The sequence below is a fragment of the Bradyrhizobium sp. genome, from assembly GCF_027307225.1.
Taxonomy (GTDB): domain Bacteria; phylum Pseudomonadota; class Alphaproteobacteria; order Rhizobiales; family Xanthobacteraceae; genus Bradyrhizobium.
This window is the reverse complement of the sequence record NZ_DAHUXJ010000080.1, coordinates 20,177-45,184: the sequence shown is the minus strand read 5'-3', so window position 1 is coordinate 45,184 and position 25,008 is coordinate 20,177. Positions and strand designations below refer to the sequence as shown.

Sequence of the window (25,008 nt, the reverse complement as noted above, 5' to 3'; positions counted from 1 at the left end):
CGAGGAGAGCGATGACCGTCACGCTTCACGTCTGCATCACCTGCCGTGCCGGCCAAACGCTGCAAGAGGGCGAGACTACGCCCGGCGCGAGACTGCATGCGGCGATCATCGGCGCCGGCGCACCTGAGAGCGTTGAGGTGGTGCCTGTCGAATGCCTTTCTGCTTGCAGCCAGGGTTGCTCGGTTGCGCTCAGTGCGCCGGGCCGATGGTCTTACGTTTATGGCCGCCTCTCCGATGCCAACGCAGGCGACGTGATCGCCGGCGCCGCGGCTTATGCCGCCGCGCCCGATGGCATCGTGCCCTGGCGCCGCCGGCCCGAGATTTTCCGCAAGCAATCGCTTGCCCGCATCCCACCCATCGCGCCATCGATTGCCGTCGTCCCGGAGGCCGCCGAATGACTACGCTCGCCAAAGTTCCCGTCACGGTCGTGACCGGTTTTCTCGGCTCCGGGAAAACGACGCTGATCAAGCACCTCCTTGCCAACCCGAACGGCAAGAAGCTCGCCGTTCTCGTCAACGAATTCGGCAGCGAGGGCGTCGACGGCGACATCCTGAAATCGTGCGCCGATGCCAATTGTCCCGCCGAGAACATCGTCGAACTCGCCAATGGCTGCATCTGCTGCACCGTGGCCGACGACTTCATTCCGGCGATGGAGCAGTTGCTGTCGCGGCGTGTCCGGCCGGATCACATTCTGATCGAGACGTCGGGCCTGGCGCTGCCAAAGCCGCTCCTGAAGGCGTTCGACTGGCCCGAAATTCGCTCACGCATCACCGTCGACGGCGTGATCGCGCTGGCGGACGCGGAAGCTGTCGCCGCCGGCCGCTTTGCGCCCGATCCCGCCGCGGTCGAAGCGCAGCGCGTACGGGACGAAAATCTCGATCACGAAACGCCACTGTCGGAAGTGTTCGAAGATCAGATCGCCTGCGCCGATATTGTGCTCTTGACCAAGGCGGACCTCGCCGGCGCCGCGGGGCTTGAGACGGCGAAAGCCGTGATATCCGCGGAGATGCCGCGCCGCGTGCCGATGCTGCCGATCGTCGACGGCGCGGTTGACGCGCGCGTCATCCTTGGCCTCGGGGCGGCCGCCGAAGACGATCTCGCCGCGCGCCCGTCGCACCACGACGGGGAAGACGATCACGAACATGACGACTTTGCTTCCGTCGTGATCGATCTTCCTGAAGTGAGCGATATCGACGCGCTGGTTGCCTCCGTGCAACAGCTTGTGCGCGAACAGAACGTGCTGCGCGCCAAGGGCTACATCGCCGTTTCAGGCAAGCCGATGCGGCTATTGCTGCAGGCCGTGGGTGAGCGGGTCCGGCATCAATACGATACGCCCTGGGGTACAAAGGCGCGGCAATCGAAGCTGGTGGTGATCGGCGAACAGGGCGACATCGACGAGGCTGCGATCAGGACAGGACTTGGCCTCTAATGCACGTTGTCTTTCGCGAGAGCCGCGGGCTTGAAGAGACCGCGACGCCCAAAGACCTCGGCCAGGAGCCGGCCGATCTCGCGATGCTTTCGTTTTCCGACAGCGACCTTGCGACCTTCGCTGCCGGTTGGCGCCGTGGCGCTGCCGGCTTACCGCCGCTGCGACTTGCCAATCTCACCGAACTGCGGCATCCGCTATCCGTCGACACTTATGTCGAACGGACCTTGCGGAGCGCGCGCGGCATTCTGGTGCGGCTGATCGGCGGCGAACCTTACTGGGCGTATGGCCTTGCGACGCTGCATCGCCTGGCGAAAAGTCGCGGCATCGCACTCGCCGTGCTGCCGGCGGATGGTCGCGATGATCCGAGGCTGGACGAGGTCTCGACGCTGCCGGTTTCAACGCTCCGGCGTCTGAAGATGCTCTGCGATCAGGGCGGCGCCATCGCGGCGCAGGCCGCCATCGCCGAACTCGCACGTGCCGCAGGCCTCAACGCCGATCCCGTCATCGGCACAACCGATATTCCGGAAATGGGCTTTTACGATCCTGCCCATGGCGTCATCGCAGCGCCGTCTGGCGCCGATCAGCGGCCGCGCGCGCTGGTGGCGTTTTATCGTTCATATCTGACCGCGGCCGATACGGCACCGGTCGATGCACTGATCGAAGCGCTCCGGCGAAAGGGCTTTGGCGCCTATGGCGCCTTTGCCACCTCGCTGAAGGCGGCCGGCGTCGCGGATTGGCTGAAAGTGCATCTCACCGCCCGGCCTCCGGCCGTGATCGTCAATGCCACCGCCTTCTCGGCGCTCGGCGATGACGGTACCACGCCGTTCGATGCCGCGTCGTGTCCGGTGTTCCAGGTCGCGTTGTCGACATCGCGCCGCGAAGATTGGGCGGACTCGCTTCGCGGCCTCGCCCCCGGCGACCTCGCGATGCATGTCGTGCTGCCCGAAGTCGATGGCCGGCTGTTTGCGGGCGTTGTCAGCTTCAAATCGCCGGGAATGCGCGATGCCGATCTGCAATTTGCGCATCTGACGCACCGGCCCGACAAGGAAAGAGTGGACGCCGTCGCGGCGCGAGCCGCTGCCTGGCACAGGCTTGCGGAAAGACCCACACGCGAGAAGCGTCTCGCCATCGTGCTTTCGAGCTATCCTGGCCGTCCGCACCAGATTGCACATGCGGTAGGGCTCGATGCCCTCGCTTCGGTCGAGGCGATGCTGTCCGATCTCACGCAAGCCGGCTTCGATGTCGGCCTTGCGAACGATCTGGGCAACGCCCTGTTGCATCGTGAATTGACGTGGGGCGTCGACCATTACCGCGCCGAACTCGCGAAGCTTACGCAAGCGCTTCAGGACGATCTCGCCAAGACCTGGGGCGCGCCGGAAGACGACGCCAATTGTCGCGGCGGGACATTTCGTTTTGCTGCGGTTCAATCCGGTAACGCCGTCATCGCCGTCCAGCCCGAACGCGGCGATGTCAGCTCGCGCGACACCGACTATCACGACCTCTCACGCACGCCGTGCCATGCCTATGTCGCCTTCTACCTCTGGCTCCGCCGTCAGAGGTGCGACGCGCTGATTCATATGGGCGCGCACGGAACGCTGGAATGGCTGCCCGGCAAGGCGGTGGCGCTGTCACCCTCCTGCTGGCCGGAAGCGCTGATCGGTGATCTGCCCGTCATCTATCCCTTCATCGTCAACGATCCCGGCGAGGCCGCGCAGGCCAAGCGGCGCATCGGCGCTGTCACCATCGGCCATCTGCCGCCGCCGCTGGTTCGGGCTGCAATGCCCGAGCGCCTGCGCCGCCTCGAGCAACTGCTCGACGAATATTCGACCGCCGACGGGCTTGATCCCGCGCGCCGCCAGCGCCTGATCGCATCGATCCGCGATGAAGCCCGCGCCGCCGGCCTGGAAGACGATCTCGGTCTTGGAGCATCGGCTGCGCCGGCCGAAGCCGTCCCGCGCATCGATCGCTTCGTCTGCGATCTCAAGGAAAGCCAGTTCGGCGACGGCTTGCATGTCTTCGGCCGTGGTGCCTGCGGCGAGACGGAACGCGATGCGGTCCTCGCCGCACTCGACGGCAAGCGCGTTGCACCGGGACCGGCCGGCTCGCCTTACCGCGGACGGCGCGACGTGCTGCCGACGGGACGCAATCTGTTCGCGGTCGATCCGCGCGCCGTGCCGACGCCCTCCGCCCATGCCCAAGGAATCAAGCTCGCTGAAGAGCTGTTGCGCCGCCATTTGCAGGATCATGGCGATTGGCCGAAAAGCCTGATGGTCGATCTTTGGGGCTCATCGACCATGCGTACCGCAGGCGAGGACTTTGCGATGGCGCTGCATCTCGCAGGCCTCGCGCCGCGCTGGAACCACGCATCTGAACGCGTCTCCGGCTACGACATCGTCGCGCCCGCCGAGCTAGGCCGGCCGCGCATCGACGTCACGCTTCGCGTATCGGGCCTGTTTCGCGACGTCTTTTCGAATCTCGCGCAACTGTTCGAGGCGGCGACCGCGGCGCTCGGCGCACGCGACGACGAAGGCGGCGAAAATCCCTATCGCGTCAAAGCCTCGCGCGTATTCGCGCCGCGCCCCGGACACTATGGTGCCGGACTGGCGCGCACTTTGGATTCTTTCACGGATGAATCGCGCGCGGCCGCGGGCGAAGCCTGGCTATCGGCCTCCTCCTGGGCGTTTGCTTCCGACGGCGAGTTGCGGCCTGATCGCAGGGGCATCGATGCACGGCTCGAGGCAACGGATGCGTTCGTGCACAGCCAGGACTTGCCGGAAACCGACCTTCTGCTCGCGTCCGATTATGCCGCCCACGAAGCAGGAGTAGCCGCCGCGGCGGCCCGGCTCGGCGCGGCTGCTCCCTCGCTCTATCATCTCGACGCCACGCGGCCCGATCACCCGCACGCGCGCACGGTGACCGAGGAGATCGCGCGCGTGGTGCGCGCCCGCGCCACCAGCCCGGTCTGGATCGAGGGCATGATGCGTCATGGTTTTCGCGGCGCGGCCGAAATCGCCGCAACGCTCGAGCATATGGCCGCGTTCGCACATCTTGCCGATGCGGTGCCGCCGCATCTGTTCGACCTCTACTACGATGCGACGCTCGGCAACGATCGCGTGCGGTCCTTTATCGCGCGGGAGAACGCGGCGGCCTTGTCGGCGATGGAGACCTGCTTTGCGCGCCTGCATGAAGCTTCACTCTGGAAGACGCGGCGCAATTCGATCGCCGCCGCGCTTGGAGGGGCTTCATGAGCGCTCTCGCCATCAAGGGCTGGTGCCCGGGTACCTGGCAGCCGATGCGATCGGGCGACGGGCTTGTGGTCCGCATCAGGCCACATGGCGGGCGGATCGCCGCCGAACAGGCGGCAGGCATCGCGGAATTGGCCGAACGTTACGGCAACGGGCTGATCGATCTGACCAACCGCGCCAACCTCCAGATCAGGGGCGTCAGCGACGACAATCACCTGCGGCTGATCGACGGCCTCGCGCAGCTTGGCCTGCTTGACGCCGATCCGGACATCGAGGCGCGGCGAAATATTCTCGTCACGCCATTCTGGGCGGCCGGTGACGAGAGCATCGCCATCGCCGAGGAGCTGGAACGCCAGCTTGCGGACAATCCTATCCGCCTTTCTGCCAAATTCGGCTTCGCCGTCGACTGCGGGAGCGCGCGCGTGCTTGCAGCCAATTCCGCCGATGTGCGTATCGAGCGCGATGCCAATGGCGGGCTTATCGTGCGCGCCGACAGCGCCGAACGCGGGCGTCGTGTGACATGCGGCGAGGCCGCAAAAGTCGCGCTCGATCTGGCAACATGGTTCGTCGCATCGGGCGGCGTCAACGAAGGCCGCGGGCGGATGGCCGCCCATATCACCGCTGGTACGAAACTGCCGGAGGCGCTTGGCGGCGACGCTTTGCCGGCGCGAAACCTGGCCATTCCACACCCGAGCCTCACGCCGCACGGCGCGCTCTTCGGCGTGGCCTTTGGTCAACTCGCTCACACAACGTTGCAATGGCTCGCCCAGCGCGCGAGCGGCTTGCGCATGACGCCATGGCGCATGCTGCTGGCGGAAGGTTTGAACGAGATGCCGGCTTGCGACGGCCTCATCACGCGCGCGGACGATCCGCTATTGCGCGTCGTCGCCTGCAGCGGCGCACCACGTTGCCCCGAAGCCCACGCCGATACGCGTGCACTCGCAGCTACGCTTGCGCCGCATCTTGCCCCCGACGCCCGGCTTCACGTCTCTGGTTGCGCCAAAGGCTGTGCCCAGTCAGGCGCCGCCCCGCTCACGCTGGTGGCGACGGCCCGAGGATTTGACCTCGTCCGCGACGGTTCAACACGAGACGAGCCGGCGCGCCAGGGGCTGAGCGCTGCCGACATCCTGACAAATCCGCACCTGCTGTCGGCGGTGCACTGATGTTGCACAGCTATGAAACCAACAGCGCCACCATCTACCAGAAATCCTTCGCCATCATCCGTGCTGAAGCCGATCTTGCGCGCTTTTCCCCCGACGAAGAGCCGGTGGTGGTGCGCATGATCCATGCCGCCGGCATGGTCGGGCTGGAAGCCCATGTCCGCTTCACGCCGGGAATGGCCGTCGCGGCGCGAGCCGCCTTGCAGCAGGGCGCACCGATTCTTTGCGATGCGCGCATGGTCTCCGAAGGCATCACGCGTTCACGCCTGCCAACTCGCAACGCCGTCATTTGCACGCTGGATGACCCTTCCGTGCCTTCGCTCGCGCAAACCAAGCGCAACACCCGCTCGGCTACTGCCGTCGAACTGTGGCGGCCCCATCTCGACGGCGCCATCGTCGCGATCGGTAACGCGCCAACAGCGCTGTTTCATCTGCTCAATCTCCTGAAGGATGAAGACTGGCCGAAGCCCGCGGCCATCATCGGCTGTCCGGTTGGCTTTGTCGGCGCAACCGAGTCAAAAGCGGCGTTGATGGCAGGCCCGCCCGCCCCGGCGCTCACCGTCGAAGGACGTCTCGGCGGCTCGGCGATTACGGTCGCCGCCGTGAACGCGTTGGCGTCGAGGAGCGAATAGCGATGGGGAAGATCATCTGTTGCGGCCTCGGCCCCGGCGATCCCGACCTGATGAGCGTTCGCGCGGCGCGCGAGGTGCGCGGCGCCCGGCATGTCGCGTTCTTCCGCAAGAAGGGCCATCCCGGACAGGCGCGGCGCATCGTCGACGGCATGCTCACCGAAGGCGCGATCGAATATCCGATGGAATATCCGGTCACGACGGAAGTCGCTTCGGATAGCGATGAATATGCGCGCCTGCTCGACGCCTTCTATGACGGTTGGGCCGCGCGGCTGGCCGAGCTCGGGCGCCACAACGACGTGATCGTGCTCTGCGAGGGCGATCCTTACTTCTATGGTTCGTTCATGCATCTGCATCTGCGCTTGCAGGGACGCGCCGAAATCGAGGTGATCGCCGGCATTCCCGGCATGGCCGGTTGCTGGAATTCGATTGGCCGGCCGATCGCGCTCGGCGATGAGGTGGTGACGGTGCTGACGGGAACGCTTGGCGAAGACGACCTCATTCGCCGCATGCGCAACTCCGATGCGCTGGTCATCATGAAGACCGGCCGCAACCTCAGCAAAGTCCGCCGCGCGCTTCAATCAGCCGGACGTCTCGCCGACGCATGGCTGATCGAACGCGGCACGATGCCCGGCGAACGGGTGGCACGTCTCGCCGATGTCGGTGAGACCGACTGTCCCTACTTCGCGATCGTGCTGGTCTACGGCGGAGAGCGGCGCATGAAGGCTGCCGAATGACGGGCACGCTGACCATCGCAGGCCTTGGGCCAGGCAGCGAAGCGATGATCACGCCCGAAGTGTCGGCGGCGCTTGCTTCCGCCACCGACATTCTCGGCTATGCGCCCTATGTCGCGCGCGTCGCGCCCCGCGATGGCCTCATTTTACACCCTTCGGACAATCGCGAGGAGATCGGGCGCGCCACCGATGCATTGCGGCTGGCCTCGGAAGGTCGGAATGTAGTCGTGGTTTCCTCCGGCGATCCCGGCGTGTTCGCGATGGCGTCTGCAGTCTTCGAGGCGCTGGAGGCTTCGCCGCAATGGCATGACCTTTCCATTCGCGTGCTGCCCGGCATCACCGCGATGCTGGCCGCTGCGGCACGCATCGGCGCGCCGCTCGGCCATGATTTCTGCGCGATCAATCTTTCCGACAATCTGAAGCCGTGGGCGGTGATCGAAAGGCGCCTGCGGCTTGCGGCCGAAGCCGATTTCTCCGTCGCCATCTACAATCCCCGCTCGGTGAGCCGCCCCGATGGCTTTGCGCGCGCGCTAGAAATTTTGGGGGAAGCCGGCCCCAGCGATCGCCTCGTGATCTTCGCGCGCGCGATCAGCACAGCTCATGAGAGAATTGAGACCGTGAGCCTGCGACATGCGCGCCCGGAAATGGCCGACATGAAAACGCTCGTGATTGTCTGTAATTCGGCGACGCGCCAGGTCGGCCGCTGGATCTATGCACCGAGGCACGCGGGATGAGTGAGCCATTGCAACACGTCAGCGACGCTTTCTACCCGCAGCCGGTCGGGCAGTTGCGGCCGCTTGATCATGATGACGGACAGGCGCAGCTCGCGCGCGGCATCGATCTTGGCGCGCGCGCCCTCGCCGCCGGAATTGCGCGCCACGATCCATTCAATATGCCGCGAACGCATCAGCTCCAGCTCCCCGCCGAGCGTGAATGGCCCGCGAGAGACGAGGAGATCGGCATCAGGCAGCGGCAACGGCCCTCCGGCAGCATCGATGAAACGGAGCGTGTAAGCATGCTGCGGCATGGCCGCGAACGGCGCGACATGCTGCCTGCCGATGGCGAGGAAAATATTGGTGCGCGCCTTGGGCAGCGCCGCCACGGCGGCTGCGATGTCATCCACATCGATCCAGCGATCGTCAGCCGTCTTGATCCACGGCTTGCGCTCGAGTGCGACCAACGGCGTTGCCGTCGCCGCGCAGGCGGTAAGCGCATTGCGGCTGATCTCGGTTGCGAAAGGATGGGTCGCATCGACCACATGCGTGAATTCTTCCAGCCGAATGAGATCGGCAAGTCCGTCCGCGCCACCGAAGCCGCCGATGCGGGTCGGCAGCGGCTGATTGACCGGAACCTGCGTTCGACCGGCATAGGAATAGATTGCGTCGAGCCCGGCGGCCGCGACTTCAGCCGCCAGCCGATTGGCTTCGCTCGTTCCGCCGAGGATGAGAACGCGCATGGATAGTCCCTGGCTGACCATTATCGGTATCGGCGAAGATGGCCTTTCCGGCCTCTCGGAAGCAAGCCGAAAGGCGTTGGCTAGTGCGGAAACGGTGTTCGGCGGCGAGCGTCATCTTGCACTCGCCGGCGCGCGTGGAAAGCCGTGGCCGGTGCCGTTCGATGCGGAGGGCGTGCTGTCGTGCCGCGGCCGCCCCACCGTCGTGCTCGCTTCGGGCGATCCGTTCTGGCATGGTGTCGGCAGCCGGCTCGCCGAACGGCTGGATCGACGCGAATGGGTCACCTATCCGGCGCCCTCGATCTTTTCGCTGGCGGCAGCGCGGTTGGGATGGCCGCTCGAATCGACCGTATGTCTTGGCCTGCACGCCGCGCCGTTCGAGCGGCTCGTGCCGCATCTGGCCGACGGTGAAAAGATTGTTTGCCTCGTGCGCGATGGTCAGGCCGCGATCAAACTGGCCGAATGGCTGACGGTGCGCGGCTGGGGTACCTCGCCATTCTGGACGCTGCTCGCGCTGGGCGGACCGCGAGAGTCCGTCGCGCAACATCGGGCCGACAGCTACACCGGCGTTCCGGGTGCGGTGCTTGTTGCCGTGGCTCTCGAAGTGCGCGGTTCCAACGGCATGCCGCGGAGCGCCGGCCTTCCGGACTCGCTGTTCGTCCATGACGGCCAGATCACCAAGCGGCCGGTGCGCGCACTTGCGCTTTCGGCGCTCGCGCCGCGACGCGGAGAGCGGCTATGGGACATCGGCGCCGGCTCGGGCTCGATCTCGATCGAGTGGGCCCTGCATGGCGGAACGGCCATCGCGATCGAAGCGAGAAGCGATCGCGCGGCCAATATTCGCCAGAACGCCGAAGTTTTTGGCGTGAGCCATCGAATCACCGTGATCGAGGGGACCGCACCCGCGACGTTATCCGGCCTGCCGGCGCCGCAGGCGGTTTTCATCGGCGGCGGTCTTGATGCCGCGATGTGTGAGAGCGTCTGGGCGCTTCTTGCCAAAGGCGCGCGGCTGGTGGCCGATGCGGTGACCATCGAAACCGAAGCGCTCCTCTCGGAACTGCACCAGCGTCACGGCGGCGAGTTGATGCGGATCGAGATTGCCCATGCGGGTCAGCTCGGCCGCTATCGCGCCTTTGAGCCGGCGCGGCCCGTCGTGCAATGGAGCACCGTCAAACGATCGGGAGATGGCGAATGACCGTGCACTTCATCGGCGCGGGCCCCGGCGCCGCCGACCTCCTCACCTTGCGGGGGCGCGATCTCATCGCGGCCTGCCCGGTCTGCCTCTATGCCGGCTCGCTCGTGCCCGAAGGCGTGCTGGCGCATTGCCCGCAAGGCGCGCGCATCGTCAACACCGCGCCGCTGTCGCTCGATGACATCGTTGCTGAAATCGCGGCCGCGCATGCGCAAGGCAAGAACGTCGCGCGTCTTCATTCCGGAGATCTCTCGATCTGGTCGGCGATGGGCGAACAGATGCGCCGCCTGCGCGCGCTTGGCATTCCCTATACCATCACGCCTGGCGTGCCGGCGTTTTCTGCGGGCGCAGCAGCGCTTGGCGCGGAGCTGACGCTGCCGGGGCTCGCGCAGTCGGTGGTGCTGACGCGCATGGCCGGCCGGGCAAGCGCGATGCCGGAAGGCGAGCACCTGGCCGCGTTTGCCGCGACCGGCGCGGTACTGGCGGTTCACCTCTCGGTCCACATGCTCGATCGGCTGGTCGCCGAGCTCGTACCGCATTATGGACCCAACTGCCCGATCGCGATCGTCTGGCGCGCGAGTTGGCCGGATCAGCGCATCATCCGCGCCACGCTCGGAACGCTCGATGCGGCCGTCGGCCCTGAACTTGAACGCACCGCCATCATTTTTGTCGGTCGAACGCTTGATACGGAAGAATTCGCCGAAAGCCGGCTCTACGCCGCCGACTATGACCGGCGCTACCGCCCGACTGGCCCCGCGCCGCGCTTTCCGGAAAAATCCTGATGCCGCGCGGCCTCCTCATCTCCGCACCTGCCTCCGGCGCCGGCAAGACAACGCTGACGCTGGCGCTGGCGCGTGCTTGTCGAGATCGCGGCCTCGCCGTGCAATGCTTCAAGAGCGGACCCGATTATATCGATCCCGCCTTTCACGCGGCGGCGACGGGACGCGTTTCCGTCAACGTCGACAGCTGGGCGATGGCGCGCGAGACCATCGACGCACTGGTTGCGCGTGGCGCTGACGCTGATCTTGTTCTGGCGGAAGGCTCGATGGGTTTGTTCGACGGCGTCGCGGTGCCCGGCGTATCCGGCACCGGCGCCACCGCCGATTTGGCCGCCATGATGGGCTGGCCGGTTCTTCTCGTGATCGATCCTTCCGGGCAGGCACAAACCGCCGCAGCGGTTGCGACGGGCTTGCGCGATTTTCGCAGCAACCTGCGTCTTGCTGGCGTCGTTCTCAATCGCGTCGCGAGCCCGCGGCACGAAAGCCTCGTGCGCAGCGCTCTGGCCGATGCCGGCATTGCCGTCTTCGGCGCCCTGCCCCGCCATGCCGCGATCGAGTTGCCGAAGCGGCATCTCGGCCTGGTGCAAGCCGAGGAGCAAAGAGGTATCGACCACCTGATCGGCGAGGCGGCGCGCTTCGTCGTCCAGCATGTCGACCTCGATGCCGTTCTGCAATCGGCGAGTGATTGGTCGCCGAAACCTGTCGCGCCGACCGCAAGTCTCTCACCACCCGGTCAGCGCATTGCGCTGGCATGCGATGCCGCGTTCTCCTTCATTTATCCGCACATGCTGGAAGCCTGGCGCGCGGCCGGCGCCGAAATTCTTGCGTTTTCGCCGCTCGCCGACGAAGGCCCCGATGACAATGCCGACGTCTGCTGGCTGCCCGGCGGCTATCCCGAACTGCACGCGGGACGGCTTGCGGCGAACCAGCGATTTCAGCGCGCGCTCGTCTCCTTTGCGGAGACGCGGCCAGTTCACGGCGAGTGCGGCGGCTATATGGTGCTGGGGACCGCGTTGACCGATTCGGAAGGCGTGCGTCATACGATGACGGGCCTGCTGGGCCTCGAGACAAGTTTTGCCAGGCGGCGCATGCATCTCGGCTACCGGCTGGCCGAGCTCGCAAGCACCATCCCCGGCTATGCGTCCGGTGCGCGCCTGCGCGGCCATGAATTTCATTACTCGACGATTGTCGCGCAGCCGGACCCGCCGCTCGCGGTGGTGCGCGATGCCACCGGCGCGACCATCGCGGAAACCGGCTCGCGGCGCGGCAACGTCTCGGGCACGTTCTTCCATCTCATCGCGGAGGACAAATGATGTCATCCGTCACGCCTCAAGCCGGCATTGCGCTTTCACTGGTCGGCATCGGCTGTGGCAATCCCGGGCAGCTCACACAGGATGCGATCCGCGCCATCAATGCCGCCGATCTCATCCTCATTCCGCGCAAGGGCGATGAGAAGTCCGAGCTTGCCGATTTGCGCCGAGGCATTTGCAGGGACGTGCTCTCAAGCGAGAAGACCCTCATCGTCGAATTCGATCTGCCGGTGCGAAACGCCGGTGAGGCCGATTACCGCAAGGGCGTCGACGATTGGCACGATGCTGTTGCGGCGGCGTGGTCGAAAGCAATCAAGAATCATCTCGGACGCAACGGCCGCGTTGCCCTGCTGATCTGGGGCGATCCCTCGCTTTACGATTCGAGCTTAAGGATCGCGCGGCGGCTCGATCCGCCGCCCGAGATCGAGGTGGTGCCTGGCGTCACCTCGATCCAGGCGCTTTGCGCCGCGCATGCGCTGCCTTTGAACGAAATCGGCGAATCCTTTCTGGTCACGACCGGACGGCGCTTGCGCGAGGATGGCTGGCCGGCCGGCACCAACACCGTGGTGGTGATGCTGGACGGCGGCACCGCATTTCAGTCGCTCGATCCGGCCGGATTGCACATCTGGTGGGGCGCCTATCTCGGCATGGCGAACGAGATTCTGATCTCGGGCGCGCTCGCCGAAGCAGGGCCACGCATCGCAGCCGCACGAAGCGAGGCGCGCACGCGACACGGCTGGATCATGGATAGCTACATTCTCAAGCGCGGCCGATAAAGGTTTTTTCAACTAGCGAGACAGCAAAAGGCAGAACGGCATGTTCCCCGATTGGGTCTATCAGCAATGTCCTGAAATTTCGGCCACCCACCGCGCCGCTGCGTTCGCGCATCAGGCGCAATTAACCAAGCCCGCCGGCTCGCTCGGCCGGCTTGAGCAGCTCGCTTGCGATCTTGCTGGTCTGCAACAGACGGAGAAGCCGCGCGCTGCAAATGTGCCGATCATCATCTTTGCAGGCGATCATGGCGTAGTCGCGCAGGGCGTTTCGGCCTATCCGCAGGAAGTCACGGTCGCGATGATGGCCAATTTCGCTGCCGGCGGCGCGGCGATCTCGGTGCTCGCGCGCGAACTCGGTTCGAGTTTGGAGGTGGTGGATGCGGGGACGCTCGCGCAATCGCCGATGCCCGGCATCGTCACCGACAAACCGCGCCACGGCAGCCGCGACTTCAGCAAGGAACAGGCGCTGACGCCTGACGAAGCCGCGTTTGCGCTCGAATGCGGCGAGCGCGCTGTGGCGCGCGCCGGCACGCCGGACCTCCTGATCTTCGGCGAGATGGGCATCGGCAACACGACGGCTTCCGCGGCGATCGCGGCGGCTCTGCTCGGCGTTGGCGCTGAACGAACCGCCGGCAGCGGCACCGGCGTCGACGCCGAGGGGCGCGCACTGAAGGCCCGGGTGATCGATCAGGCACTCGCGCTTCACGGACTTGCCAAGCCGGGCGCCTCCGCTGAAAGCATCCTGTGCGCCGTTGGCGGGCTCGAGATCATGGCAATCTGCGGCGCCATCATCGCGGCCGCGCAGCGCCGGATTCCAATTCTCATCGATGGCTTCATCGTCTCGGCCGCGGCACTGGCGGCTGTGCGCCTCAATCCTTCCTGCCGGGCTTTTCTCGTCGCCTCGCATCGATCCGCGGAGCAAGGGCACCACCTGGTGCTGGGGGCGCTGAACGCGCAGCCGCTGATCGATCTGGACCTCCGGCTCGGCGAAGGATCCGGCGCCGCGATCGCACTGCCGCTGCTGCGGCTCGCCTGCGCGCTCCACAATGGCATGGCGACGTTCGGAGAGGCCAATGTTCCGGATCGTGCTTAAGGAAATCGCTGGTTCACGCCCATCACGCGCCAGGCACCAGCCAGCCGATCGATCCGCGTCAGCGACAGCGGATCAATCACAAAGCGCAACGCGGCCTCGGGCTCGATAGCAAGCGCGATGCCAAGTGCGGCACGAATGGTCCCGGAATGGACCACCAGGATGGCCGAGCCGGGATCGATGTTATCGAGCCCGCGCCGAACCCTGATGATCTGATCGGAAAAGCTTTCACCGCCCGGCGGGACGGAGCGCGCCGGATCGCTCCAGATCTGTGCGTAGACTTCGCCGCCGGTAACAGCGAGATCGTTATGACGGCGGCCGGTCCACTGGCCGAAATCCTGTTCGGCGAACTCTATCATCGGCATGGGATCAAGCATCAGAGCTTTCGCGGTGTCGATCGTTCGCTGCGCCGGGCTTGCATAGGCCTTGGCCTCCCTGGGCAAGTGCGTGCGCAACCGCTCAAACGAGCCGCGATCGCTGAGATCGGCCGGAGCATCCGCCCGCCAGATCGTTCCGGCCGGACCGTCAACGGCCGCATGCCGGACGAGCCAAAGGCTGCTGCTCTCGCCCACCTCGAATACCCCCGCGAAGCCTGAATGCCGGCAGATGATCGCAACTGCCCGACGTGACCAACTAATGAGTCCCGCGAGCTTGCGCAAGAATTCTGGCGAGTATCGCGCGCTTCGGCGCTCGTCGCCGGCCAGGGCACGGCCGCAAGCCCGATCAGGTCCTTCGCCTCAACTCATGCTGCCGGGCATGAAACAGCGGATCGTTTTCCCGATCGGGCTTTCAATAGGCCACACCACGGTGCGGCCAAACCGGTTCGGCTCGGTGATCACGGCGCTGTCCGGAACGTCGATCCATTCGCCGTCGAGACGGACGCGATAATGGCCGTTCCTGGAATCCCAATCGGGGTCGGACACGGTCACGCCGTCGGCATCCGAGCAGCACGGCCCCCTGCCGCTCTTCAGTGAATCGAACCATGGCTTCAAGGGGGAATTAGCGAAACGTCCGTCATCCCGCGCCACAGCACCCGTGGCGGGCAACAGCATTGCGGCGACGGCAAGGCGCGCGAGGAACGTGCTCATTCGTCGCAAACGCCGCGACTTTCAAAGCGTTCCTATTTTGCTGTCACCGCAGGGCCCAGACCGTTGGCCTCTCGAAGGCGAGCTTAGGAACGCTCGCCACCGCTCTTATTCCCGTCACTCATCAAGCGACGGGCACTCCGTAATAATCGTCGACCGCACGGTTTCCAGTGGCATCGGCCCAATTCCAGTCCTTTTCAGCCTCGAACTTCGGTCCACCGCGAAGCTGCTGTTCGGTAACGCCGGTCACGTAGCCGCCGAGGCGCGTGTCGTATTTCAGGGATTGCCACGGCAGCGGATAGTGATCGCTTCCAAGCCCGAGAAATCCGCCGAAGCCGAGGACGGCGTACGACACCCTTCCGCTTATCTTGTCGATCATCACCCTTTCGATCGAGCCGATCTTGCTGTCGTCGGCGCCGTAGACGGCGGTACCTTCAACCTTGTCGCTGCCAATGAGATTGCCGTATTCGCGTTCGTTCATCGTTGTCATTTGGTGTCTCCCTGACCTGGCAACCGGCTTTCGATATGGCGGTTCCTGCGGCGTCGTGGCGCCGGTACCACCAATCAGGACCTAACCCGATGGCGCATCGCCATGCTCATCCGGGGTCATGCCCGAGCCCGGCGTCTTCTCGCTGTCGTTCAATTTCGGATCGCGCGTCGCCTCGTGCGTCGCCGACTTCTTCGGATCCGATTGATGCGCGGTTTGTGCACGCTTCTCGTCGACGGGTTGATCCTGCGCCTGGCCGTCCCTGGCGATACCATGACCGGAGTGTTCTGCCATGTCGGAGTTCCTGTTGGAATGCGAGTGGGAATGCAGGCGGCGCCGCTTCTTTTCGAATGGTCTGCCCCCCGGCGCATCAGGCGCCGGGGGGCAGTCCGGAAAAACCTTCGTGCCCCGGGGAGAAAAAGCACGAAAGCATTGAGGCTACGCCTCACGGCGCGAACCGTTCCAAACCTTCGACCTAACATACGTTAACGACGCCGACACCGAACGCGCCTACCGTCAGTGCCTCATCGTGGGGCGGGGAGGCAGCGATGTCGATCGAGGGATCGTTTGATTCACGCGCGCTCACCAATATGAATATTGCGCTGGATCGCGTCTGCGAAAGAACTGCACGCGGTCAGGAGCACTTGGTGCGCAAGCGCATCGCCAAACAGATTATCAAGTGCGCACGCAACGGCAAGACGACGCTGGGTGACCTGACGGCAGCCGGCCGGCGCGCGCTCATCGAGATCGTATCGAGCGCGAAATAGCCCGCACGTTGCCACTCCGACGTGGCACCGCGAAATTACGGCAAGGCAGCTATTTCCGGGAGTTGGCCCAACCCATCCGCCACCGATCAGCGCCACATCGAGGGAGGCGATCGCAGCGCCGCTTTGCCAGCCTCCCTCAGTTCATCGACCGACTGGCGTCCGCGTCTCGTCGCGGCAAGAAGCGTTGAAGCAACGCCGGTCCTCGTCGCCGTATCTTCCAGGGCCACCTCCGCACAAAGCTCCTCGAGAACCGCGCGAAGTACCGCAATTGTTTCCGCGTCCGGCATGATGGAATCTCCCCAAGAGGGCGTTGCGAGCATATGCGTGAGCTCGCCGCGGGCGCCCTCACCTATGTTAAAGATTCCAAAATTTCGGCACGTTGGTGGAATTCCGAACTATCGAATCGTGTCAGCTTTGTAACGCCGCCATCCGTCGCTTCGCAACCGGCAAGCATCGCAGATCCCGCATCCAAAGCCCCATTCGTGGCGCTCGGTTCGATTGCCCTCGTAACAAGTATGTGTCTTTTCGACGATCAAATCGACGAGAGCGCGGCCGCCAAGATTTTGCGCGAGTTCCCAGGTCGCGGCCTTGTCGATCCACATCAGCGGCGTCTCGATGGCGAGGCGCGCGTCCATGCCGAGATTGAGTGCGACCTGAAGGGCCTTCATCGTGTCGTCGCGGCAATCGGGATAGCCCGAATAGTCTGTCTCGCAAACTCCCGTGATCAGGCGCCTGATGTTGCGCTGGTGGGCGACGATGCCTGCGAAGGTCAGGAACAGCAGGTTTCTGCCGGGAACGAATGTGGCCGGCAGCCCATCGGGGCGCGTTCCGAACGGCTGATCCGCGGTGAGCGCGCTGACGCTGACCTCGGCGAGAATACCGAGATCGATGAGATGGTCGCGCCCGAGTTTGTGCGACCATGCCGGCTCGATGGCCGTCACGCCCGCGCGCACAGGCTCCCGGCATTCCATCTCAACATGGTGACGTTGACCATAGGTGAAGCCGACCGTTTCCACGTGGTCGTAGCGCGACAATGCCCATACCAGACACGTCGTCGAATCCTGACCACCGGAGAACAGAACAAGCGCGCTTTCGGCCATAGGTCTCCCTATCACAGATCATCGGGATCTACCTATTCGTTTTCCGGTGGTTCTAAATGTCCGGCCCTGTCTGCCGAGGCGGCTGCCGCAGTTGGTCAGGACCACGGCCGGATCGCGCCGCGTGCCGGGCGACCTGACGTTCAAGCCGCGTGAGCGCGCAGCATATATCCCAGTCCGCGCACATTCGCGATCCGGCTGGGCAGGCCGTGATCGTCGATCTTCCTCCGCAGATTGCTGATGTGGGTATCGACGACGTTGGTCTCGACCTCGAATTCATAGTGCCACACATCCTTGAGCAGCATCGCACGCGTGACGAGCTGGCCCGGCCGGCGCGCGAAATATTCCAGCAGCTTGAATTCGCGCGGCAGCAAATTGAGCTTTGCGCTTCCCCTGAAGGCCGTCTGTTCGAGCAGATCGATTTCCAGATCGCCGACGATCAGCCTGGTCGTGCTGATATCGCCGAGCCGGCGCAGCATGGCTTCCACTCTGGCAACAAGCTCGGCCATGTAGAACGGCTTTGCGAGATAGTCATCCGCGCCAGCCCGCAGGCCCTCGGCAATGTCGTCGACTGACGACGAAGCCGAAATGATCAGGACCGGAATTTTAGCGCCCTGCCTGCGCATGATTTCGAGCGTGTGCAGGCTGTCGACGCCGTCAAGAATCCGGTCCAGGATCAGCATGGCGGCATCGCTTTTTTCCGTCGCGTGGGCGGCGTCGGCAATGGAAGCCCTGCGCACGAGGAAGCCGTCGCCCTCGAGTTCGGCCTTGATCTCGTTGGCCAGTTCCTCATCGTCTTCGACAAGCAAGATGGTCGGGAGGCTGGCCGAGGGCCCCTTCGTCAACGGTTCTCTCCCTTCCGTTGGACGCAGGTCGAAACGATGGGGTCTGGCTGGCCGAACTAAAACTTAAGAATTCTTTAGGGTGTGAATTTGCCGGTCTCAGCTACGGCGCTGAGAGCGTCGAGCGATTGACCACGCACGACGGATGACCAGCAACAGAGGCTAACCGGGGCGCTCGCCTCTGCCGAAGCGCCGTTTTGCACCCTCACGCCAGCGCTGGAACGTGGCGTAGAGCATCGGGATCAGGAACACTCCGATCGAGGTTGCCGCAAGCATGCCGCCGAACACCGCCGTGCCCACGCCGCGGCGGCTGATTTGCGCGGCGCCGGTTGCGACCACCAGCGGCAAGAGGCCGAGAACGAACGCGATCGACGTCATGATCACGGCGCGGAAACGCATCCGGGCTCCGAGTTCTGCGGCGTCGGCAATTGAAAGACCGGCCTCGCGCTGCTCCTTGGCGAACTCGACGATCAGGATACCGTTCTTGGCGGCAAGCGCGATCAGCACCACAAGCCCGATCTGGCCGTAAAGGTCGAGGTTAAGTCCGCTGAGCTTGACGGCGAGATAGGAGCCGAGCACGCCGACGGTGACCGACAGCAAGACCGGCACCGGAATGGTCCAGCTCTCATACAGTGCGACCAGGAAAAGGTAAGCGAACAGCACCGCCAGCGTGAGAATGACGCCGGTCTGGCCGGAAGCGGCCTGCTCCTGATAGGCCGTCCCGGTCCACTCGTAGGAATAGCCGGAAGGAAGCGCGGACTTCGACAAACCTGCCATGGCCGCGATCGCCGTTCCCGACGACACACCCGCCGCCGGACTGCCGTTGACGGTGACGGAACGATAATTGTTGTAGCGGGTGATGACCTGTGGTCCGGTCACGATGCGCAAGCTCGCGATAGAGCGCATCGGCACCATCTGGCCCTTGTTATTGCGCACATAGATCTGCCAGATGTCGCGGATGTCGTTGCGGTTGCCGGATTCGCCCTCCACGTTGACCTGCCAGGTACGCCCAAACAGGTTGAAGTTGTTGACGTAGATTCCGCCGAGCGTCGCCTGCAACGCGGTAAAGACGTCGCTCATGCTAAGGCCGAGCGCCTGCGCCTTAGCGCGGTCGATGTCGAGATAGATCGACGGGTTCGTCGCCGTGAAAGTCGAGAACACGCGCGCCAGCCGCGGATCGCGGTTGGCCACGTTGATCACGTTACCCAGGACGCTGGCGAGCGCGGCGGGGTCCTGTCCTTCGAGCGCCTCAAGCTGGTACTCGAACCCGCCCGACGTCGAGAGCCCGATGATCGGCGGCAGGTTGAACGGCAGGATGTTGGCCTGGCGGATCTGCATGCCCGCGCCGAACATCTTGCGGATCGTCGCTTGCACCGAATCCGCCGCCGCCTTGCGATCCGCAAACGGCTTCATGCTTGCGACGACGAAGGCCGAGTTCGGCTCGTTGCCGCCGTCCAGCAACGAAAAGCCGATGATCGAGAGCACGTGATTGACGGCAGGCATCTTCTTGAGCAGCGCTTCGACCTGCTTGGTCACCTCGCCGGTGCGCGCCACCGACGCGCCGTCCGGCAATTGCACCGCGATGAAAAACGCGCCCTGGTCCTCTTCGGGCAGGAAGCCCGTCGGCGTAAAGCGGGACAAGCCGACGGCGCCGGCGGCGAACACGAGCACGGCAATGAGCGACAGCACTGCGACGCGCAACAGCCGCCGGACCAGGCCGGCATAGCGGTCGCGGACCCAGTCGATGCCGCGTAGCACGCGCGCCATGAACCCTCGGCGCGGGCCGCTATGTCGCAACACCAAGGCGCAGAGCGCCGGCGAGAGCGTCAAGGCATTGAGCGCCGAGATCACCATCGCCGCGCTGATCGTCACCGCGAACTGGCGGAACAGGGTGCCGGAGATGCCGGGGATGAATGCGATCGGTACGAACACCGACAGCAACACGAGACTTATAGCGATGATCGGCGCGGTAATCTGCGCCATCGCCTTCTTGGTCGCATCAGCCGGCGAGAGCTCCGGCTCTTCTTCCATGACGCGCTCGACATTCTCGACCACAACGATGGCGTCATCCACCACGATGCCGATGGCGAGCACCATGGCAAGAAGCGACACGGTGTTGGCGGAATAGCCAAACGCGAGCAGCACGGCAAAGGCGCCGATCAGGCTGACCGGGACCGCGACTGCGGGGATCAGTGTGGCGCGCGCGCTGCCAAGGAACAGAAACACGACAATGACGACGAGAATGAAGGCCTCACCAAGGGTCTTCAACACTTCGCGAATGGTGTCGGTGACGAAGGTCGTGGAGTCGTAGTGCACGAGATAGGTCAGGCCGGGCGGGAACCGCTCCGACAACCTGGCAAGGGTAGCCTGCACGGCCTTTGCGGTAGTGACGGCGTTGGCGCCGGGGGCGAGATAGATTCCGAGCGGCACGGCCGCCTGTCCGTCGATCCGCGACTCGCTGTCCATGTTCTGCGCGCCGATCTCGACGCGGGCGACATCCTTGATGCGCAGGACCGAGCCGTCGGGATTGGCGCGAAGCACGATGTCACCGAACTGCGCCGACGTCGTCAGCCGGCCCTGGGTCTGCACGTTGAACTGGAATTGCTGTTCGTCGCCGATCGGGCGTGCGCCGATGCGTCCCACAGGCGCCTGCACGCTTTGCGCGCGGATCGCCGCCACAACATCGGAAGGCGCGAGATTCAGGCTGGTCAGCCGCTGCGTGTCGAACCAGATCCGCATCGAATAGTTCAGCTTCGCAAACAGCGTCGCCTGGCCGACGCCGGGCGTGCGCGAAATGGCGTCGAGAATGTTGATGACGGCGTAATTGGTGATGAACAGCGGATCCTGCTGGCCGTTCTTGCTGTAGAGCACGACGAACTGCAGCACCGCCGAGGACTTCTTCTGCACGACAAGGCCTTGCGCCTGCACCTCGGTCGGCAGCTGTGACAGCGCCGTCTGCACGCGGTTGTTGACGTTGACGGTGTTGATGTCCGGATTGGTGCCGAGCGCGAAGGAAACGGTCAGCGTGTAGCTGCCGTCGTTGCCGCTCGTCGACTTCATGTAGAGCATCTTGTCGACGCCGACGACCTGCGCCTCCAGCGGCTGGGCGACGCTGGATTCCACTACCGCGGCGGACGCGCCCGGGAACGTCGCCGTGACGGTGACCTGCGGCGGCACGATGTCGGGAAACTGCGCGACCGGGATTTCCCGGATCGCAAGCAGGCCCGCAATCGTGATCACGAAAGCGATGACGATGGCAAGCCGCGGGCGATCGACGAAGACGGCGGAAATCATGGAGAATTGCCCGCTGGCTTCGGACCGATCCCGCCTGAATTATCCGACGGACCACCCTCTGTCGTGCCGTTCATGCTGGACTTGATCATTGCGCTGGCAGCGCCGGGAGCAACCGCCTGGCCAGGCCGCACCCGCTGCATTCCCTCGACGATGACCTTCTCTCCCGCTGAAAGCCCGCTCGTCACCGAAGCAACCGTGGAAGTCGATTGTCCGAGCTTGATCCGCCGCTGCTCCGCCTTGTTGTCGGCGCCGAGCACGAAGACATAGTCGCCCTGCTGGTCGGACAGCACGGCGGAGCGGGGGATGGCGATCACCTCGACCGGCTGTACGCCTTCAAGAGCAACGGTGACGAACTCATTGTCGGTAAGTTCGCGGACTCCTCCGGCAATTTTCGGATTTGGAATGGAGGCGCGGAGCGAGATCGTGTCGGTGCCTTGGTCGATGGTGTTATTGACGAAATTCAGGTGACCGACCTGGCCGTAGGATCGGCCGTCCGGCAGACGAATCCGGATGACGACGGCGTTGAAGCCGCCGCGCGGTGCATAGCGATCGCGAAGGCCCAGCGCCTCGCGAACCGGGACCGGGAACGTGACATACATCGGGTCCTGGCTGACGATCGTCGTGAGCGTGCCGGAACTTGGCGAGACGACATTGCCCTCAGTGACCGCCGTACGACCGATCCGGCCGTCGATTGGCGAATGAATCTCGGTATAATCGACATTGATCTTGGACAGATCGACCTGCGCCTGCGCGGCCTGAACCTGCGCCTCGAGGCTTCGCTGGTTTGCAAGCGCGGTGTCATAGGTCGACTGTTGACCCGCGGGTCCGCTGAGCAGGGTTTTGGCACGGTTGGTTGTCAGCTTGGCGTTATCCAGCGTCGCCTGCAACTGTGCGACCTGCGCCTGCTTGGAATTGAGGTCGGCCTCGAACGGACCGCGCTCCAGCTGATAAAGCAAGTCGCCGGTCTTCAGTTCCGAGCCTTCGGTGAACAGCCGCTTCTCAAGAAATGCGGTGACGCGGGCAACGACGGCGACGCGGTTGACGGCCTCTATTCTTCCCAGAAATTCGTTGATTTCGGTGATCGGACGTTTGGCCGCCTCAAGCACACCGACGGCCGGAGGTGCCGGCGCGCCCTGCTTCGTCTGGGCTGAAGCTGGTGCATCGATCGCCGCAAGGACCATGACGAAACCGATGACCCCTGCCACGCTTGCGAGCTTCATGACACCGCCCTTTCGATCGGCCTCGCCACTCATTTCAGGTTGCAGCCTACCGTCGCGAGCGACATGCACAAGCTCAATAACTGGCGTCGCCTGGAGAAGGTCCTGTGATTTCGCGGGAAATTGACCCAACCTGGAGCTGGCCCTCCGGACATTCAGCGCATGAGACGACGGCCTCCATGGCTGCCGGGTAAAAACCGTTACCTGAATGCCGGGGTTGCCCTATTTGTCGTTCTTGTCCCTGGCTTTGACAGCGAGCGCTTGGCGGACTCCGGCTGTCGTCAGTTCGCTTCTCAATCTGGCCTGTTCGTCAGCTGTCATGGTTGGCTGATCGCGCGGTGGCGGCGTAACGCCGACCGGGAGGTAAGCACCTTCTTTCGCCGGCGAGCTGGCCTCCGCCCGGGCATCCATCAATGATGCGCCAGGATTTGAGCAGCCACCGAGTGAGAGGCTGACGATCACCAGAGAATCCCATTGCAAAACGACCTATCGAAAAATGCGACACGCATGCTCGCTGGTTCGGCGAGCATTGCGCACTGACTGTGACCGTCGAGGCAGGGAAGTCGAGTTCCGCAAGGCTCGGTCAAGCGCTGGTTCAGGCGGCCGGGATGGCGTTATTGATTTGGGCGTCCGGATGGCGTCTTTATTCTCAAAGGCCGGCAAGCGCGGCGAATTTGAAGTTCCTATCAGTTTCGCCGTGAGTTCGTTATAGGAACTTCAAATTCAAAGCCGCTACTCAAGACAATAAGTTGCTAGAGCTCCTTTGATTCCGAAGTTCGCATCGGAGACCGCAATAGCTTGCGAGCTTCGGAATCGGAGGTCTAGTGCCCATTTTCCGAAGTTCGTGCTCCATCGCAGCACCCACCTTCACGAGCTTCGGAAAGTCATGGGCTACTCACAAACTAATTGATTCTAGTACCGCTTATCGATCTGAAGTCCCCGATCGAATTCGCCGCTTGTGTTGCAGGGACTTCAGATCGGCGGTACTAGATGCGGAGTAACTGTCCGTGAAGGAAGCGGTCGGGGATAGAATTATAATCTGGCTCACTGGCGGGATGGTGCTCGTCGTGGCCGCTTTCTTCATATGGCCCGCTTATGAACACCTAAGGGGTGAGGCGACGGTCTACCGGATGTTTTGCACGTCCGATCGCAAGGATGACGGTTCTTGCGGTCTCAAGAATGAACTGACCTCACCCACCGAGACCTACAAGGCATTCCCCGACCAGCAACGCGTCATCGTCTGGATTGGCAACGACGCGCCCTCGAAACTCAGCAATTGCGCTGTGCGCAATGAGCTGAATTGGCGCTGTACAAGAACTGACAAGCATGTTGGAACGGTCGATCAATCCATGGCGGACGGGCAACTCTCTGAAACGGTCGATGGGGACCCCTCGCCGGGCTTGAGCCTTTTCTATCAGGCGCCACGCTGGCGCTGGTGGCTGGTGAAGTTGTTGGAGACGGCCGGCTTGAGAAAGTAGGATCACCGTCTATCGGCCTGCGGCTCGTGGCAGCCGCGGAGTGAGCTCTATCGAAAAGCGTGCTCCTGCGCACGCTCGTCGCTGCTGAAAGCTCAAAAAACGGCAGGTTTTGGTGTGCCCAGGTCCGTTGACTTCATGGCGCGCCAAGGCCGATGAAGATGGGCAATACTCTTTCGCCGTGGCACTATGATGCAGCAGCCTGCGATACGCTACAATTGGCAATTCTGGGATGCTCTGCGATCCAGCACTACGCCTCTTAGATGCCGATATAGGTGGTCGGTTGTGCTCAATAGCGGAAATCCCGAGTAGCCTCCGGGAAAGACACGAAGGACGAGGGGCAGACTTTCATGTTCTATGCGATCTGCGTCTCTAGAAAGAAGCCTGCGTCGGGTTTGACCAGTGAGTTCATTGTTACGTGCAGCGAGCGTACTTGCTCGCTACGTCGTTTGACGTATTCATACGCGGCATGCTCTCGCTCCAAGTCTGGATAGATAAGTTCACTTCGATACGTGAAGGCCGGTAGTGTCTTGCCAAAACCCTCTAGCGCTTCGCGGCGCATGACGCGATAGTCCGTCGCAAATCCCATGTCTATGAAATGCTGCAAGAAGACGTGCAATCGTGGCAAGAACTCTTCTTCACTGACGCCGTCCCGCAAAGCAAATATGCCGCTAAAACTGACGGATGAAGTTTCCTGCATTGGTAATTCCGTGTGTTGCTTCCCAATAGTCAGCTTGGTGGATTATGATCTCGGCTACTTCGATGATGAAACTTGCAGGCTCGAACCCCCTGCAAATCCCTTCGGACCGAAAGTGTTACCTATGTCCCCGGAATGAAACCTAATCCATGTGTCCGGAACGGACCGTACCGAAGTGGCGCACCCGACACGATTCGAACGTGTGACCTTTGCCTTCGGAGGGTATCACTCGGACGTTTTCTCTTGTGACACC

The 25,008-nt window shown here is 63.7% G+C and carries 25 protein-coding genes; 14 read left to right on the top strand and 11 right to left on the bottom strand.

Annotated elements, in window-relative coordinates:
- Window positions 1–11: 11 nt before the first annotated feature.
- Genes M6D32_RS14195 through cobJ form a run of 7 tightly spaced genes read left to right on the top strand, consistent with a single transcriptional unit; the run spans window position 12 to window position 7,931 of the window.
- On the top strand, window positions 12–398 hold the full coding sequence (locus M6D32_RS14195) for a DUF1636 domain-containing protein (RefSeq protein WP_298257170.1): 387 nt from the start codon (window positions 12–14) through the stop codon (window positions 396–398).
- Window positions 395–1,429 carry a cobalamin biosynthesis protein CobW gene (gene cobW / locus M6D32_RS14190; RefSeq protein ID WP_298257168.1) on the top strand — a complete coding sequence of 345 codons (1,035 nt, stop codon included), beginning with the start codon at window positions 395–397 and terminating at the stop codon, window positions 1,427–1,429. Before M6D32_RS14195 ends, cobW begins: the two co-directional genes overlap by 4 nt.
- Entirely contained in the window at window positions 1,429–4,677 is a 3,249-nt protein-coding gene (gene cobN / locus M6D32_RS14185) for a cobaltochelatase subunit CobN (RefSeq protein WP_298257166.1), read from the top strand. The genes cobW and cobN overlap by 1 nt, the downstream gene beginning before the upstream one ends.
- A complete protein-coding gene (gene cobG / locus M6D32_RS14180; RefSeq protein WP_298257164.1) occupies window positions 4,674–5,837 on the top strand; it encodes a precorrin-3B synthase in 1,164 nt (387 codons plus the stop codon). The genes cobN and cobG overlap by 4 nt, the downstream gene beginning before the upstream one ends.
- The gene (locus M6D32_RS14175; RefSeq protein ID WP_298257162.1) at window positions 5,837–6,466 is read left to right on the top strand and encodes a precorrin-8X methylmutase; all 630 of its coding nucleotides are present in this window, start codon (window positions 5,837–5,839) and stop codon (window positions 6,464–6,466) included. Before cobG ends, M6D32_RS14175 begins: the two co-directional genes overlap by 1 nt.
- Before the next feature lie 2 nt (window positions 6,467–6,468).
- Window positions 6,469–7,200, top strand: coding sequence for a precorrin-2 C(20)-methyltransferase (cobI, locus tag M6D32_RS14170; RefSeq protein WP_298257160.1), 732 nt, complete (start codon window positions 6,469–6,471; stop codon window positions 7,198–7,200).
- Entirely contained in the window at window positions 7,197–7,931 is a 735-nt protein-coding gene (cobJ, locus tag M6D32_RS14165) for a precorrin-3B C(17)-methyltransferase (RefSeq protein WP_298257158.1), read from the top strand. The genes cobI and cobJ overlap by 4 nt, the downstream gene beginning before the upstream one ends.
- Here the strand turns inward: cobJ and M6D32_RS14160 are convergent.
- On the bottom strand, window positions 7,907–8,653 hold the full coding sequence (locus M6D32_RS14160) for a cobalt-precorrin-6A reductase (protein WP_298257156.1): 747 nt from the start codon (window positions 8,651–8,653) through the stop codon (window positions 7,907–7,909). The genes cobJ and M6D32_RS14160 overlap by 25 nt on opposite strands.
- Between M6D32_RS14160 and cbiE the strand changes: the two genes are divergently transcribed.
- The 5 genes from cbiE to cobT are packed head-to-tail and all read left to right on the top strand — an operon-like array spanning window position 8,652 to window position 13,797.
- Window positions 8,652–9,845, top strand: a complete 1,194-nt coding sequence (cbiE, locus tag M6D32_RS14155) for a precorrin-6y C5,15-methyltransferase (decarboxylating) subunit CbiE (protein WP_298257154.1) — start codon at window positions 8,652–8,654, stop codon at window positions 9,843–9,845. The two genes, M6D32_RS14160 and cbiE, sit on opposite strands and share 2 nt — an antisense overlap.
- On the top strand, window positions 9,842–10,624 hold the full coding sequence (cobM, locus tag M6D32_RS14150; protein WP_298257152.1) for a precorrin-4 C(11)-methyltransferase: 783 nt from the start codon (window positions 9,842–9,844) through the stop codon (window positions 10,622–10,624). Before cbiE ends, cobM begins: the two co-directional genes overlap by 4 nt.
- Window positions 10,624–11,934 (top strand): cobyrinate a,c-diamide synthase, encoded by a 1,311-nt coding sequence (locus tag M6D32_RS14145; RefSeq protein ID WP_298257150.1) that lies wholly within the window; start codon window positions 10,624–10,626, stop codon window positions 11,932–11,934. The genes cobM and M6D32_RS14145 overlap by 1 nt, the downstream gene beginning before the upstream one ends.
- Window positions 11,934–12,707, top strand: a complete 774-nt coding sequence (cobF, locus tag M6D32_RS14140) for a precorrin-6A synthase (deacetylating) (RefSeq protein ID WP_298257148.1) — start codon at window positions 11,934–11,936, stop codon at window positions 12,705–12,707. Before M6D32_RS14145 ends, cobF begins: the two co-directional genes overlap by 1 nt.
- 40 nt (window positions 12,708–12,747) lie before the next feature.
- Entirely contained in the window at window positions 12,748–13,797 is a 1,050-nt protein-coding gene (cobT, locus tag M6D32_RS14135; RefSeq protein WP_298257146.1) for a nicotinate-nucleotide--dimethylbenzimidazole phosphoribosyltransferase, read from the top strand.
- Here the strand turns inward: cobT and M6D32_RS14130 are convergent.
- From M6D32_RS14130 to M6D32_RS14115, 4 genes are all read right to left on the bottom strand, one after another.
- On the bottom strand, window positions 13,794–14,366 hold the full coding sequence (locus M6D32_RS14130) for a histidine phosphatase family protein (RefSeq protein WP_298257144.1): 573 nt from the start codon (window positions 14,364–14,366) through the stop codon (window positions 13,794–13,796). The two genes, cobT and M6D32_RS14130, sit on opposite strands and share 4 nt — an antisense overlap.
- Before the next feature lie 165 nt (window positions 14,367–14,531).
- Complete coding sequence (locus M6D32_RS14125) at window positions 14,532–14,882, bottom strand: hypothetical protein (RefSeq protein ID WP_298257142.1); 351 nt, start codon at window positions 14,880–14,882, stop codon at window positions 14,532–14,534.
- A 121-nt stretch (window positions 14,883–15,003) separates the two neighbouring features.
- Window positions 15,004–15,369: a PRC-barrel domain-containing protein gene (locus M6D32_RS14120; protein WP_298257140.1), complete on the bottom strand. Its 366-nt coding sequence runs from the start codon at window positions 15,367–15,369 to the stop codon at window positions 15,004–15,006.
- Window positions 15,370–15,450: 81 nt separating this feature from the next.
- Window positions 15,451–15,660 carry a hypothetical protein gene (locus tag M6D32_RS14115; protein WP_298257138.1) on the bottom strand — a complete coding sequence of 70 codons (210 nt, stop codon included), beginning with the start codon at window positions 15,658–15,660 and terminating at the stop codon, window positions 15,451–15,453.
- Between the two features lie 254 nt (window positions 15,661–15,914).
- Here M6D32_RS14115 and M6D32_RS14110 point away from each other — a divergent pair, with 254 nt between their 5' ends.
- Window positions 15,915–16,133: a hypothetical protein gene (locus M6D32_RS14110; RefSeq protein ID WP_298257136.1), complete on the top strand. Its 219-nt coding sequence runs from the start codon at window positions 15,915–15,917 to the stop codon at window positions 16,131–16,133.
- Between the two features lie 86 nt (window positions 16,134–16,219).
- Here the strand turns inward: M6D32_RS14110 and M6D32_RS14105 are convergent, their stop codons facing one another.
- From M6D32_RS14105 to M6D32_RS14085, 5 genes are all read right to left on the bottom strand, one after another.
- Window positions 16,220–16,420 carry a hypothetical protein gene (locus M6D32_RS14105; RefSeq protein WP_298257134.1) on the bottom strand — a complete coding sequence of 67 codons (201 nt, stop codon included), beginning with the start codon at window positions 16,418–16,420 and terminating at the stop codon, window positions 16,220–16,222.
- Window positions 16,421–16,528: 108 nt separating this feature from the next.
- Window positions 16,529–17,233: a 7-cyano-7-deazaguanine synthase QueC gene (gene queC / locus M6D32_RS14100; RefSeq protein WP_298257132.1), complete on the bottom strand. Its 705-nt coding sequence runs from the start codon at window positions 17,231–17,233 to the stop codon at window positions 16,529–16,531.
- Window positions 17,234–17,373: 140 nt separating this feature from the next.
- Window positions 17,374–18,075, bottom strand: coding sequence for a response regulator transcription factor (locus tag M6D32_RS14095; protein WP_298257130.1), 702 nt, complete (start codon window positions 18,073–18,075; stop codon window positions 17,374–17,376).
- A 159-nt stretch (window positions 18,076–18,234) separates the two neighbouring features.
- Window positions 18,235–21,366, bottom strand: a complete 3,132-nt coding sequence (locus tag M6D32_RS14090) for a multidrug efflux RND transporter permease subunit (protein WP_298257128.1) — start codon at window positions 21,364–21,366, stop codon at window positions 18,235–18,237.
- Complete coding sequence (locus tag M6D32_RS14085; RefSeq protein WP_298257126.1) at window positions 21,363–22,586, bottom strand: efflux RND transporter periplasmic adaptor subunit; 1,224 nt, start codon at window positions 22,584–22,586, stop codon at window positions 21,363–21,365. Before M6D32_RS14085 ends, M6D32_RS14090 begins: the two co-directional genes overlap by 4 nt.
- Window positions 22,587–23,590: 1,004 nt before the next feature.
- Here M6D32_RS14085 and M6D32_RS14080 point away from each other — a divergent pair.
- Complete coding sequence (locus tag M6D32_RS14080) at window positions 23,591–24,061, top strand: hypothetical protein (protein WP_298257124.1); 471 nt, start codon at window positions 23,591–23,593, stop codon at window positions 24,059–24,061.
- A 352-nt stretch (window positions 24,062–24,413) separates the two neighbouring features.
- Here M6D32_RS14080 and M6D32_RS14075 read toward each other — a convergent pair whose 3' ends face one another.
- Window positions 24,414–24,758, bottom strand: coding sequence for a DUF6614 family protein (locus tag M6D32_RS14075; RefSeq protein ID WP_298257123.1), 345 nt, complete (start codon window positions 24,756–24,758; stop codon window positions 24,414–24,416).
- Window positions 24,759–25,008: the final 250 nt, after the last annotated feature.